Source organism: Rathayibacter sp. VKM Ac-2803, assembly GCF_009807175.1.
Lineage (GTDB): Bacteria > Actinomycetota > Actinomycetes > Actinomycetales > Microbacteriaceae > Rathayibacter.
Window position 1 is genome coordinate 3,773,152 of sequence record NZ_WUCD01000001.1, and the last position, 11,344, is coordinate 3,784,495.

Below are 11,344 nucleotides of genomic sequence, written 5' to 3' on the forward strand. Positions count from 1 at the left end.
GGGCGACTACGCCTCGCTCGGCGAGGCCCGCTCGAACGGGGGCAGGTCGGCCCCGTAGAGGTCGTGCTCCTGCGACGATGCGGTCAGGTCGGCCAGAGCACGCAGCCGGTCGCGTTGAATCCGCTCCTGGTACTCGACCAGCGCACTGAGCATGACCCGCCGATGCCTGCCGACGAGCTCGAACTCGAGACCGCCGGCCTCGAGGATCTTGACGAACGTCGGCCGGGACACTCCGAGGAAGTCAGCGGCCTCCTGCGTCGTCAGCCGCGCCCGCGACGGCATCACGGTCACTCCGTCGCCGTTGGCGAGCGCCGCGGCCACCGTGACGAGCGCGTCGAAGATCTCTCCGGGGATCCGCACCGACTCACCGTCGGGCGAGATGAGGACGGCAGTGTCGTGACCCCCGGATCCGCTGATCGAGAGCCGGCGCGCGAAGTCGACGACGTCGCGTCGCTGCGACCCGTCGGGCGGGAGGAAGGTGCGGGGAGTCCGACGGGAGGTCTCTGAGGCGAGCATTCTCCGAGAATATTCGAAATAATCGAAAACAGCGCCCTCGGCGCGTTCTGCGCGATCCGGGGCGTCAGACGTTCGCGATGCGCTCCAACCAGAGCTCCATCAGCTGACGCTCGGCCGGCAGCAGTGCCTCCGCCTCGGGCAGCAGGGCGCGCAGAGCGACCGCGGTCGAGGTCAGCGTGACGCGGTCGCCGGGGGGCGCCTCGGTCGTGACGGCTGCGATCACCGACTCCCGGGCGACCTCGGCCACCCGCAGGTCGCGCTGCTCGGGAGGCGTGTCGAGCAGCGAGAGCGTCACTCCGCGGCCGACCGCGTGCAGCAGAGCGCTCGCGCGCTCCGGGGTCTCGCGGAGGCGCCCGGCTCGCGCGACCGTCGCCACCTTCTCCTGCAGCATCGCGATGCCGAGGGCGATCGCCGCTCCGGGATCGGCCCGCGCCTGCGCGAGGCGGTACGCCGCGGGGTGGTCGAGACCGAACCGCACCGCGTCGTCGAAGCCGACGCGGATCGCCTCGACCGGGTCCTCGGGCAGGGTCCGCGTGCTCTTCGCGGCGACCCAGTCGGCGTGGACGCGCTCGACGGCCGCGTCGAGCAGCCCCTCCTTGTCACCGAAGAGCCGGTAGAGGGCGGGGGCCTGCACCTGGGCGCGGGCCGTCACCGCGCGGGTCGAGACCGCCTCCGCTCCGCCCTCGTCGAGCAGCTCGAGGGCGGCGCGGAGGATCCGCTCGTGGGCGGAGGGCGCGTCCGACGTCATGGTTCCCATGCTACCGATCAGAGTGGTAGCGTCGTGATGACAGCGCTACCACTCACCTGGGTAGCGCAGTTACCAGGAGGACCTCATGATCATCGTCACAGGAGCCGGCGGCCGTCTCGGCGGCGCCGTCGTCGACGCACTGCTCGAGCGCACCGACCCGAGCACCATAGGGGTCAGCACCACCCGGCCCGACGAGCTGTCCGCCCTCGCCGAGCGCGGTGTGCGCGTGCGGCGCGGCGACTACGACGACCCGGCGTCCCTCGCCTCGGCCTTCGAGGGCGCCGATCGGGTGCTGGTCGTCTCGGCCCCGCGCCACGGCACGGCAGCGCTCGACGCGCACCGCACCGCGATCGAGGCGGCCCGCGCCGCCGGTGTCGGTCGCGTGCTCTACACGAGCCACGTCGGCTCGGACGCGCTCTCGCCCTTCCCGCCCGCCGTCACGCACGCGACGACCGAGACGATGCTGCGCGACAGCGGGCTCGCGTTCACCGCGGTGCGGAACGGCTTCTACGCCGACACTCCGCTCCGCCTGCTGCGCACCGCCGCCGAGACAGGCGTGCTCAGCGTCCCCGTCGACGCGCCCGTGTCATGGACGTTCCACCGCGACCTCGCGCCGGGGATCGCCTCCCTCCTGCTCGACGAGTCGCTCGCGGAGCCGGTGGTCACGCTCACCTCCGACCGCTCGGCCGACCTCGCCGAGCTCGTCGCGACCGCCTCCGCGGTGCTCAGGCGACCGATCCGCCACGAGCAGGTGAGCGATGACGACTACCTCGCGGGGCTCGTCGCCGCGGGGGTCCCCGAGTTCGGTGCCGCCATGATGCTCGGCATCGTCCGCGCCTCCCGGCAGCGCCGGCTGGGCATCGTGGATCCGACGCTCGGCGAGCTGCTCGGCCGCCCGACGACGACCCTCGAGGAGGCCCTGTCCGAGCCCGCCTGAGCACGAGCACAGGTGGCGACTGCGCGAATCGCGGCTAGTCCTGCGAGAGTTCACATGCGGCTGCCGCCCCTCGAACGGAGGGCGCTGAGCGCTGCACCTCCCCCTCCGCTCGAAAGGCACCCTCCGCATGACCGAGACGTCGACCGAGCACGCCGCTGCCGGCGCCCCTCCCGCTCCCGACCGCCGCGCCTGGCGATCCCTCGTGGTGCTCCTCGCGGGCATGTTCATCGCCCTGCTCGACACGACGATCGTCAACGTCGCGCTGCCCACCATCCGCACCACGCTCGACGCCTCGGAGTCGACGCTCTCGTGGATCATCTCGGGCTACGCGCTCGCGTTCGGGCTCGCCCTGATCCCGGCCGGCCGCCTCGGCGACCGGTTCGGCCACAAGTGGGTCTTCGTCAGCGGAGTCGCGCTGTTCACCGTCGCGAGCTTCGCCTGCGGTCTCGCGGCCGACGACGTGCAGCTCGTGATCGCCCGCGTCGTGCAGGGCCTCGCCGGCGGCATGTTCGTGCCCGCGGTCAACGCGTACATCCAGCTCCTGTTCCGCGGGCCCGCGCGCGGCAAGGCCTTCGCCGTCATGGGCGCGGTCCTCGGAGTCTCGTCGGCGCTCGGTCCGATCATCGGCGGCCTCATCATCCAGGCCTTCGGCGACGAGAACGGCTGGCGCCTGGTGTTCTGGGTGAACCTGCCCATCGGGATCGTCACGCTGATCGCCGCGGCGATCCTGCTCCCCGCCCGCCGCGAGCTCGCCACCGGCGAGCGCGCGAAGAGCGGCGGAGTCGACTGGCTGGGTCTCGTGCTGCTCTCGGCCGGCTTCGTCGCGCTGCTCGTGCCGCTCATCCAGGGCGAGGACGAGGGCTGGCCGCTCTGGACGATCCTCTCGATCATCGGCGGCGTCGTGCTCCTCGCGGCGTTCGGCGCCTGGGAGCTCGTCTACACGCGCCGCGGGCGCACTCCGCTCGTGCCGCCGTCGCTGTTCCGCCACCCGGCGTTCACCGGAGGCGTGATCCTCGCGCTGGTCTACTTCGCGGCCTTCACGAGCATCTTCTTCACCATCTCGCTGCTCTGGCAGTCGGGGCTGGGGTACTCCGCCCTCGAGTCGGGGCTCGTCTCGATCCCGTTCGCGATCGGCAGCATCATCAGCTCGTCGCAGAGCAACCGACTCACCGCACGCCTGGGCCGCAACGTGCTCGTGATCGGCAGCGCCCTGGTCGCGATCGGCCTGCTCTGGGTGTGGCTGGTGCTCCTGAACGCGACTCCCGACTCGATCACCAACTGGCAGCTGCTCGCTCCGCTGCTGATCGCCGGGCTCGGCAACGGCTTCTTCATCGCTCCGAACGTGCAGTTCATCGTCGCGACCGTCGACCCGCAGGACGCGGGAGCGGCGAGCGGAGTGATCTCGGCGATCCAGCGGATCGGCTCGGCCGTGGGCATCGCCGTGATCGGCAGCGTGCTCTTCGGCGGGCTCGTGATCACCGGGCCCGACACTGTCGCCTCCGGCTTCCTCGACGCCGCGGCGCCGGCGATGCTCGTCAGCGCGCTGATGGCGGTCGCGGCCTTCGCGCTCGTGTTCGTGCTGCCGAAGTCGGTGTCGCGCCGGGGCTGAGCGCCGGGGCTACGCCGTCGCTGCCGCCGCGGCCCTCGCGGCGGCGGGCAGCGCGTCCACGATCCGGGCGATCGCCGCGTCGTCGTGCGCGGCCGAGACGAACCACGCCTCGAACACCGACGGCGGCAGCGAGACGCCGGCGTCGAGCATCGCGTGGAAGAACGCCGGGTAGCGGAACGCCTCCTGCGCCTGCACCTCCGCGTAGTCGCGGATCGGACGCCCGAGGTCCGAGAACACGAAGCTGAACAGGTTGCCCGCGGTCTGCACCGTGTGCGCCACGCCCTCCTTCGAGAGCGCGGCCGACACCTCGCGCTGCAGGGTCAGCGCCGTGGCGTCGAGCGCCGCGTACACCGCGTCGTCGGCCAGCTGCAGCGTGCGGATCCCCGCCGCGACAGCGACCGGGTTCCCCGACAGCGTGCCCGCCTGGTAGACCGGCCCGAGCGGGGCCAGGTGGTCCATCACGTCGGCGCGGCCGCCGAGCGCGGCGACCGGCATGCCGCCTCCGATGACCTTGCCGAACGTGTAGAGGTCGGCGCGGTAGGGCTCCTCGGCGTCGCGGTTCTCGAGCCCCCACCAGCCGCCGGCGCTCACGCGGAAGCCGGTCAGCACCTCGTCCATGATCAGCAGCGAGCCGTTCGCGTGGACCAGGTCGGCGAGGGCGGCGTTGAAACCGGGCTCCGGAGCGACGACGCCCATGTTCGCGGCGGCCGACTCGGTGATGACGGCGGCGATGTCGGAGCCGCGCTCTGCCAGCACCGCCCGCACTGCCTCGAGGTCGTTGTAGGGCAGGACGATCGTCTGCGCAGCCGTGGCCGCGGTCACGCCGGCGGAGGCGGGCAGAGCGAGCGTCGCGAGGCCCGAGCCGGCGTCGGCCAGCAGGCCGTCGGAGTGGCCGTGGTAATGACCGGAGAACTTGACCAGCAGGTCGCGCCCGGTCACACCGCGGGCGAGGCGGATCGCGGTCATCGTCGCCTCGGTGCCCGTGGACACGAGACGGAGCTTCTCGATCGGCGAGACACCGCCGGCGGTGATCCTCGCCTCCACCAGTTCGGCGAGATCGGTCTCGGCGGGCGTCGACGCACCGAACGAGAGACCGCGCGCGGCCGCCTCCTGCACCGCCGCGACGACCTCGGGGTGGGCGTGGCCGAGCACGGCCGGACCCCAGGAGCAGACCAGGTCGACGTACTCGCGACCATCGGCGTCGGTGATGTACGGTCCCGCCGCCGACACCATGAAGCGCGGGGTGCCGCCGACCGAGCGGAACGCTCTGACCGGCGAGTTCACGCCTCCGGGGATCGCGTGGCGGGCACGCTCGTACAGGGTGTCGTTCGCGGAGGCAGTCACGACTCCACGATACGGGGCGTACCTCAGCGGATCCCGGGCGGGCTACTTCAGGAGGTCCCTGGCGATCTCGACCGCCCAGTAGGTGAGCACGGCGTCGGCGCCCGCACGAAGGATGCCGGTGACCGACTCGAGGATCGCGGGCTCGCGCGAGATCCAGCCGTTCGCGGCGGCGGCCTCGATCATCGCGTACTCCCCCGACACCTGGTACGCCCACACCGGCACGTCCGAGACGGCGGCGACGTCCGACAGCACGTCGAGGTAGCTCATCGCGGGCTTCACCATCACGATGTCCGCACCCTCGGCCAGGTCGAGGGTCGCCTCGCGCAGGCCCTCGCGGCGGTTGGCCGGATCCTGCTGGTAGGTGCGCCGGTCGCCCTCGAGCGTCGACTGGACCGCCTCGCGGAACGGCCCGTAGAAGCTCGAGGCGTACTTCGCCGAGTAGGCGAGGATCGCGGTGTCGAGGCGCCCGGCGGCGTCGAGCGCGGTGCGGATCGCGCCGACCTGCCCGTCCATCATCCCCGAGAGGCCGAGCAGCTGGGATCCCGCATCGGCCTGCGCCAGCGCCATCTCCTCGTAGCGGAGGAGCGTCGCGTCGTTGTCGACTCGCCCGCGCGCATCCAGCACGCCGCAGTGCCCGTGATCGGTGAACTCGTCGAGGCACAGGTCGGTCTGCACGACCAGGTCGTCGCCGACCTCGGCCACCACGGCGCGCGTGGCCGCGTTCAGCACGCCGTCGGGATCCGTGGCACCGGAGCCGACCGCGTCGCGGGTCGTCGGCACGCCGAAGAGCATGACACCGCCGATGCCGGCCTCCGCCGCCTCCGTCACGGCGCCGCGCACGCTGTCGAGCGAGTGGTGCAGCACCCCCGGCATCGAGCCGATCGCGCGGGGCTCGGTGATCCCCTCGGCGACGAAGAGCGGGAGGACGAGCTGGGCCGGGTGGATGCGCGTCTCCTGCACGAGCCGGCGCAGGGCCGGGGTCGTGCGGAGTCGCCGAGGACGAATGGCGGTCATGCCCTCAAGCCTAGGCCGGGCCGTCTGGACGGCCCCTCGGCAGCATCTTCGGCTCGCAGAATCGGTTTCGGCGCGCCGGAATCGTCGGATCCAGCGAGCCGGACCGGATTCCACGAGCCGAAGCGGATTCAGCGAGCCGACGGGCTCAGCGGTTCGCGCGCTCCGAGGCGACGCGGGCGACCGCGTCGATCAGAGACGACGCCGAGCGCTCGTCGGCGACGACGTCGACGCGGAGGCCCGAGGCCCGCGCGTCCTTCGCGGTCTGCGGACCGATGGCGGCGACGAGCGTCGTCTCGGGGACGGGGCCGAGCTGACGCTGCACCTGCTCGGCGACGCTCCCCGAGGTGACGAGGATGGCGTGCACGGCACCGCTCGCGACGTCGGCCACGACGCGGTCCTCGACCGGGACGCCGACGGTGCGGTACGCGACCACCGAGCGCACGTCGTGGCCGATGCGCTTGAGACCCTCCGTCAGGAGCGGCTTCGCGATCTCGGAGCGCAGCGTGAGGATCCGCAGCGGGTGGCGGCCGCCGGTCGCCTCCGCCCACTCGGCGAGCAGGCCGCGGGCGGAGTTGTCCTCGGAGGGGACCAGGTCGACCGCGTAGCCGGCGGCGACGAGCGCGGCGGCGGTCGTCTCGCCGACCGCGGCGACCTTCGTGGTCGCAGGCACGGTCGTGCGCAGGAGGGAGAGCACGTCGACCGTGGTGGCGCTCGTGACGGTCATCCAGTCGAAGGCGCCCGCCTGGAGGTCGGCCAGCGCTCGCTCGAGCGCCGGATAGTCGTCGGTCGGCGCGAAGTTGATCATCGGCGCGACCACCGGAGACGCACCCTTGGCGCGGAGCGCGGCGGCGACTCCATCACCCCAGGGGCCTCCACGGGGGACGAGGACGCGCCACCCCTGCAACGGCTTCTCCCACTGGGAGTAGGCGGCGGGGACGATCACGAAGGGGCTCCCAGGGGTGCGAGGTCGGCGGCACCGGCACCGAGAAGCGCGTCAGCGAGCACTGAGCCGCAGCGGAACGCGGCTTCGACGACGGGCAGTTCGCGACCACCATACTGCGAATCCGCACGATGTCGACCTCTGCCGACCGAACCGTTATCGATCGGCTCCGCGACCTCCCGTGCGAGGGACGCGGATCCGTCGGTCGCGAAGACGACGGCCGTCAGCGCCACCTCGTCGTCGCGGACGGTCGCGCTCGCTCCGACCGGCGCGGCGCAGCCCGCTTCGAGCACGGACAGCAGGGCGCGCTCGGCCGTGATGGCCGCCCGCGTCCCGACGTGCTCGACCGCCGAGAGGGCGGCCCGCAGCTCGTCCGTCGGCTCCTCGTCGCGCACCTCGATCGCCAGCGCACCCTGCCCGGGTGCGTGCGGCGAGACGTCGAAGTCGAGCAGCTCGGTGATCGCCTCGGTGCGCCCGAGTCGGCGAAGGCCCGAGACCGCCAGGACGATCGCGTCCAGCGGAGCGTCGCTCTCGTCGGTCACCCGGCGCAGGCGCGTGTCGATGTTGCCGCGGATGTCGACGACCTCGAGGTCGGGTCGGGCGGCGAGCAGGGCGGCGCGGCGACGGGGCGAGCCGGTGCCCACGCGGGCGCCGGCCGGCAGCGTCAGGAGGGTGCGGCCGTCGCGCGCGCACAGGGCGTCGCGCGGATCCTCGCGCTCGGGAACGGCGCCGAGCAGGAGCCCCTCGACCGGAGCGGTCGGCAGATCCTTCAGCGAGTGCACGATGGCGTCGCAGCGGCCGGCGAGCAGCGCATCGCGCAGGGCGCTGACGAACACGCCCGTCCCGCCCAGGGAGGCGAGGGAGCCGCGCATGCGGTCGCCGTCCGACTCGATGCGCACCAGCTCGACGGGGACGCCCGCCGCGGCGGCCATCAGGTCGGCCGTCATCCGGGTCTGCGCCACTGCGAGAGCGCTCGCGCGGGTGCCGACGCGGATGCTCACGAAGCGGTGCCGCGGGTCACGGGGCGACTCCGGCCAGGGCGGGCTTGAACCCGGCCCGGACGTTCTCGCAGCAGCCCGGTCGGCAGACGTCGTACCAGGGGCCGAGGGCGGTCAACGACGGACGGTCCTCGACCGGAGTGCCGTTGACGCGCTCCATCACGAGGTCGACGAGCCCGGCCACGTAGGCCGGGTCGGTTCCCGGAGTCGCGACGCGGATCGCGACCAGCCCGTTCTCCTCCGACGTCTCGAGGGCCTCGTTGTCGAGGTCCCACATGACCTCCATGTGGTCCGAGACGAAGCCGAGCGGCACGATGACGACGGCCTTGCGGCCCCGAGCGGGCAGCTCGGCGATCGCGTCGTTGATGTCGGGCTCGAGCCAGGGCTGCGTGGGCGGCCCCGAGCGCGACTGGTAGACCAGCTGCCACGGGATGTCGGCGGTCGTGGCCGCGGCCATGACGACCTCGGCGACCGCGAGGTGCTGGGCCTCGTAGGCTCCGCCGGCGCCGAAGCCGTGCACGTCGACGACGGTCCCGTCCTCGTGACGCTCGTGCGGTCCGCTGCGCTCGGCGTCGGCCATCGGGATCGAGTGCGTCGAGAACAGCACCTCCACCTCGGTGGCGAGGTCGAGACCCGGGAGGCGCCCCTGCAGCTCCTCGAGACCGTCGTGCAGCGCCTTCACGAACGGCATGACGAAGCCCGGGTGGTCGAAGAACTGGCGCACCTTGTCGATCCGCAGCTCGCCCTCCAGGCCGGTGGCGTCCAGCGCCGCGGCGTAGTCCTCGCGGTACTGGCGGCAGGACGAGAAGGAGGAGTAGGCGCTGGTCGCGATCGCGATGAGGTTCGAGAAGCCGCGCTCCTTCGCCTCGGCGACCGCGTCCTTCATGTAGGGCTCCCAGTTGCGGTTGCCCCAGATCACGGGCAGGTCGATCCCGCGGTTCGCGAGTTCGGCCTCGAGGGCCGCCTTCAGCGCACGGTTCTGCGCGTTGATCGGGCTCACACCGCCGAAGTGGCGGTAGTGGTGCGCGACCTCCTCGAGGCGCTCCTCGGGGATCCCGCGGCCGCGGGTGACGTTGCGGAGGAAGGGGATGACGTCGTCCTGCCCCTCCGGTCCGCCGAAGCCGGCCAGGAGGATCGCGTCGTAGGCGAAGGGCTCCGTCACGTGCTCGGGTCCCGAGGCGGCGCCGGGGGTCGCCCCGCGGACGAGGATCTGCGGGGAGTCGGGGGTCGTGTCGCTCATCGGAGCACCTCTGCGATCTGGTCGGCGTCGATGCGCCGACCCGTGTAGAACGGGACCTCTTCGCGCACGTGCATGCGCGCGTCCGTCGCACGCAGGTCGCGCATGAGGTCGACGAGGTTGACGAGCTCCTCGTCCTCGAGAGCGAGGATCCACTCGTAGTCGCCCAGCGAGAACGAGGCGACGGTGTTTGTGAGCACGGAGCGGAAGCGCGAGCCCTGACGGCCGTGCTGGGCGAGCATCGCGCGGCGCTCCTCCTCGGGGAGGATGTACCACTCGTAGGAGCGGACGAACGGGTAGACCGTGAGCCAGCGGGCGGGCGCCTTGCCGCGCATGTAGGCGGGCAGGTGGTTCGAGCTGAACTCGGCGTCGCGGTGCACGCCCATCGCGTTCCAGGTCGGCAGCAGGCCGACGAGCAGCTCGGTGCGGCGCAGCTCGCGGTAGGCGCGCTGCAGCTCTTCGGGCTCGGATCCGGTGAGCCAGAGCATGAGGTCGGCGTCGGCGCGCAGGGCGGAGACGTCGTACGTGCCCCGGACGGTCACGCCCTCACCGGCGAGCCGGGCGACGGTGTGCTCGTACTGCTCCACGGCGGGCGCGACGGCCTCGTCGGAGAGGGTGAACGGACGTGCGGGATCCCTGCGGAGAACCGCCCAGAGCGTGTATCCCAGGGCCTGATCGGCGGGAGCCTGATCGGCGGGGGGCTGCGTCGCCGGAGCGGCGGCGCTCGTGTCGGGGGCGGACTGAACGGGACCCGCCGAGTCGGCGGTCTGATCGGTCATTGCTCCATCATCCCTCCGCCCGTGCCGATGCACAAAAGCGGCGGAGGCTCTGGCGCCACGGGCCCCGGGGCGCTAGCGATAGGAACCGCTCAGTCCTCGGTGATCGCGCGGACGACGCCCCAGGCGACGAGGCCGACGGCGGCCGCGGCGCCCACGGCACCGGCGATCAGCGCCGAGGGGTTCTGCCGGCGCACGACCTGGACCTTGCGCTCGATGGTCCGCTGGGCGTTGCGGAACTTGCGCGGCACGTTGACCTTGTACTCGATGGCGTCGAGCGTCGCAGCGAGCTCGGCGCGGGCGCGCTCGATGTCGGCCTTCAGCTGGCCGGGCTTGAGCTCTGCGGGGTCGACGAAGCGGGGGGTGGTGGTCGAGACTGCGCGGTCAGTTGTCATAGTTCCCGACTCCCTTGAACGCCTGCACGTCCTTCTTGATGCTCTCGATCGACTCCTGCGGCACCGGCGGCACGGCCTTCTTGATCGACTTGACGCCGATCAGGAGGAGGACCACGGCCACCAGCAGGAAGAACACGGTGACGATCAGCGCCGACAGCCAGGCGGGCAGCCAGGAGGCGATGCCGATGATCGCGAAGGCGACGAGCGTCGCCCACGCGGTGATCAGGAAGAACGCCGCCACGGCGAAGAGGGCGACGGCGACGCCGGCGCTCTTCGCCTTGCCCGTCAGCTCGTTCTTCAGCGAGGCGACCTCGGCCTTGACGAGCTCGATCACGAGACCGGGGAGGTCGCCGACCAGCTCGCCCAGTGACCGGGCGTTCTTCGGATTGCGTTCGTTCACCACGGGAGCTCCTCGAGGGTGGGACGTGCCGGCGCGGAGCCGAGCAGGGCCGAAGGGATGCGGACTAGGCCTTGCTGGAGGAGGGCGACGGCGAGGTGCCTGCAGCGGCAGCGGCCTCGTCGACCTTGGCCGCGGCCTTGCGGGCGGCGGCGGTCGCCTCGGCGTCGCTCGCGCCCTGGCTCTTCTTGCCGCCGGAGACGGCCTTGACGACCACCGAGCGGACGACCTCGTAGGCCTTGTCCGAGACGGTGCTGAGCTGCGTCTTCGCCGCTCCGCCGACCGCGCCGGCCACGTCCTGGACCGGCTGCGTCTGCCAGAACCGGTTCGCCGCCGCGGCGATCTGCTCGTACCGCTTGCGACCGGCCCGTGCTCCCAGCACGTACCCGGCTGCGGCTCCTGCCACGAAAAGAATCTTGCCCTTCACGCCTAC

13 protein-coding genes are annotated in these 11,344 nt (G+C 72.2%); 2 read left to right on the forward strand and 11 right to left on the reverse strand.

Annotated elements, in window-relative coordinates; genetic code table 11:
- Nucleotides 1-6: 6 nt before the first annotated feature.
- Together GRS96_RS17740 and GRS96_RS17745 are read right to left on the reverse strand one after the other, a co-directional pair.
- Nucleotides 7-516: an excisionase family DNA-binding protein gene (locus tag GRS96_RS17740; protein WP_159852798.1), complete on the reverse strand. Its 510-nt coding sequence runs from the start codon at nucleotides 514-516 to the stop codon at nucleotides 7-9.
- Nucleotides 517-580: 64 nt separating this feature from the next.
- A complete protein-coding gene (locus GRS96_RS17745) occupies nucleotides 581-1,264 on the reverse strand; it encodes a TetR/AcrR family transcriptional regulator (RefSeq protein ID WP_159989098.1) in 684 nt (227 codons plus the stop codon).
- 85 nt (nucleotides 1,265-1,349) lie between these two features.
- On the opposite strand from GRS96_RS17745, the gene GRS96_RS17750 reads away from it, so the two are divergent.
- Both GRS96_RS17750 and GRS96_RS17755 read left to right on the forward strand, forming a co-directional pair.
- The gene (locus tag GRS96_RS17750; RefSeq protein WP_159989099.1) at nucleotides 1,350-2,201 is read left to right on the forward strand and encodes an NAD(P)H-binding protein; all 852 of its coding nucleotides are present in this window, start codon (nucleotides 1,350-1,352) and stop codon (nucleotides 2,199-2,201) included.
- Nucleotides 2,202-2,328: 127 nt separating this feature from the next.
- A complete protein-coding gene (locus GRS96_RS17755) occupies nucleotides 2,329-3,810 on the forward strand; it encodes an MFS transporter (protein ID WP_159989100.1) in 1,482 nt (493 codons plus the stop codon).
- Between the two features lie 9 nt (nucleotides 3,811-3,819).
- On the opposite strand, the gene hemL is transcribed toward GRS96_RS17755, so the two are convergent.
- From hemL to GRS96_RS17800, 9 genes are all read right to left on the reverse strand, one after another.
- Entirely contained in the window at nucleotides 3,820-5,154 is a 1,335-nt protein-coding gene (gene hemL, locus GRS96_RS17760) for a glutamate-1-semialdehyde 2,1-aminomutase (protein WP_159989101.1), read from the reverse strand.
- A gap of 42 nt (nucleotides 5,155-5,196) precedes the next feature.
- Nucleotides 5,197-6,168, reverse strand: a complete 972-nt coding sequence (hemB, locus tag GRS96_RS17765) for a porphobilinogen synthase (protein ID WP_159989102.1) — start codon at nucleotides 6,166-6,168, stop codon at nucleotides 5,197-5,199.
- A 145-nt stretch (nucleotides 6,169-6,313) separates the two neighbouring features.
- Nucleotides 6,314-7,108: a uroporphyrinogen-III synthase gene (locus tag GRS96_RS17770; protein ID WP_159989381.1), complete on the reverse strand. Its 795-nt coding sequence runs from the start codon at nucleotides 7,106-7,108 to the stop codon at nucleotides 6,314-6,316.
- Entirely contained in the window at nucleotides 7,108-8,109 is a 1,002-nt protein-coding gene (hemC, locus tag GRS96_RS17775) for a hydroxymethylbilane synthase (RefSeq protein WP_159989103.1), read from the reverse strand. The genes GRS96_RS17770 and hemC overlap by 1 nt, the downstream gene beginning before the upstream one ends.
- 16 nt (nucleotides 8,110-8,125) lie before the next feature.
- Nucleotides 8,126-9,346 carry a ferrochelatase gene (locus tag GRS96_RS17780; protein WP_159852812.1) on the reverse strand — a complete coding sequence of 407 codons (1,221 nt, stop codon included), beginning with the start codon at nucleotides 9,344-9,346 and terminating at the stop codon, nucleotides 8,126-8,128.
- On the reverse strand, nucleotides 9,343-10,122 hold the full coding sequence (gene hemQ, locus GRS96_RS17785) for a hydrogen peroxide-dependent heme synthase (protein ID WP_159852814.1): 780 nt from the start codon (nucleotides 10,120-10,122) through the stop codon (nucleotides 9,343-9,345). The genes GRS96_RS17780 and hemQ overlap by 4 nt, the downstream gene beginning before the upstream one ends.
- An 89-nt stretch (nucleotides 10,123-10,211) precedes the next feature.
- Nucleotides 10,212-10,514, reverse strand: coding sequence for a DUF3618 domain-containing protein (locus tag GRS96_RS17790; RefSeq protein ID WP_159852816.1), 303 nt, complete (start codon nucleotides 10,512-10,514; stop codon nucleotides 10,212-10,214).
- Nucleotides 10,504-10,914, reverse strand: a complete 411-nt coding sequence (locus tag GRS96_RS17795; protein ID WP_236553657.1) for a phage holin family protein — start codon at nucleotides 10,912-10,914, stop codon at nucleotides 10,504-10,506. Before GRS96_RS17795 ends, GRS96_RS17790 begins: the two co-directional genes overlap by 11 nt.
- 64 nt (nucleotides 10,915-10,978) lie before the next feature.
- Nucleotides 10,979-11,338 carry a hypothetical protein gene (locus tag GRS96_RS17800; RefSeq protein ID WP_159989104.1) on the reverse strand — a complete coding sequence of 120 codons (360 nt, stop codon included), beginning with the start codon at nucleotides 11,336-11,338 and terminating at the stop codon, nucleotides 10,979-10,981.
- Nucleotides 11,339-11,344: the final 6 nt, after the last annotated feature.

Bases quoted from the DNA above. Each gene is read 5' to 3' on its own strand.
- GRS96_RS17740 (WP_159852798.1), bottom strand. From the start codon at position 516: ATGCTCGCCTCAGAGACCTCCCGTCGGACTCCCCGCACCTTCCTCCCG.
- GRS96_RS17745 (WP_159989098.1), bottom strand. From the start codon at position 1,264: ATGACGTCGGACGCGCCCTCCGCCCACGAGCGGATCCTCCGCGCCGCC.
- GRS96_RS17750 (WP_159989099.1), top strand. From the start codon at position 1,350: ATGATCATCGTCACAGGAGCCGGCGGCCGTCTCGGCGGCGCCGTCGTC.
- GRS96_RS17755 (WP_159989100.1), top strand. From the start codon at position 2,329: ATGACCGAGACGTCGACCGAGCACGCCGCTGCCGGCGCCCCTCCCGCT.
- hemB (WP_159989102.1), bottom strand. From the start codon at position 6,168: ATGACCGCCATTCGTCCTCGGCGACTCCGCACGACCCCGGCCCTGCGC.
- GRS96_RS17780 (WP_159852812.1), bottom strand. From the start codon at position 9,346: ATGAGCGACACGACCCCCGACTCCCCGCAGATCCTCGTCCGCGGGGCG.
- hemQ (WP_159852814.1), bottom strand. From the start codon at position 10,122: ATGACCGATCAGACCGCCGACTCGGCGGGTCCCGTTCAGTCCGCCCCC.
- GRS96_RS17790 (WP_159852816.1), bottom strand. From the start codon at position 10,514: ATGACAACTGACCGCGCAGTCTCGACCACCACCCCCCGCTTCGTCGAC.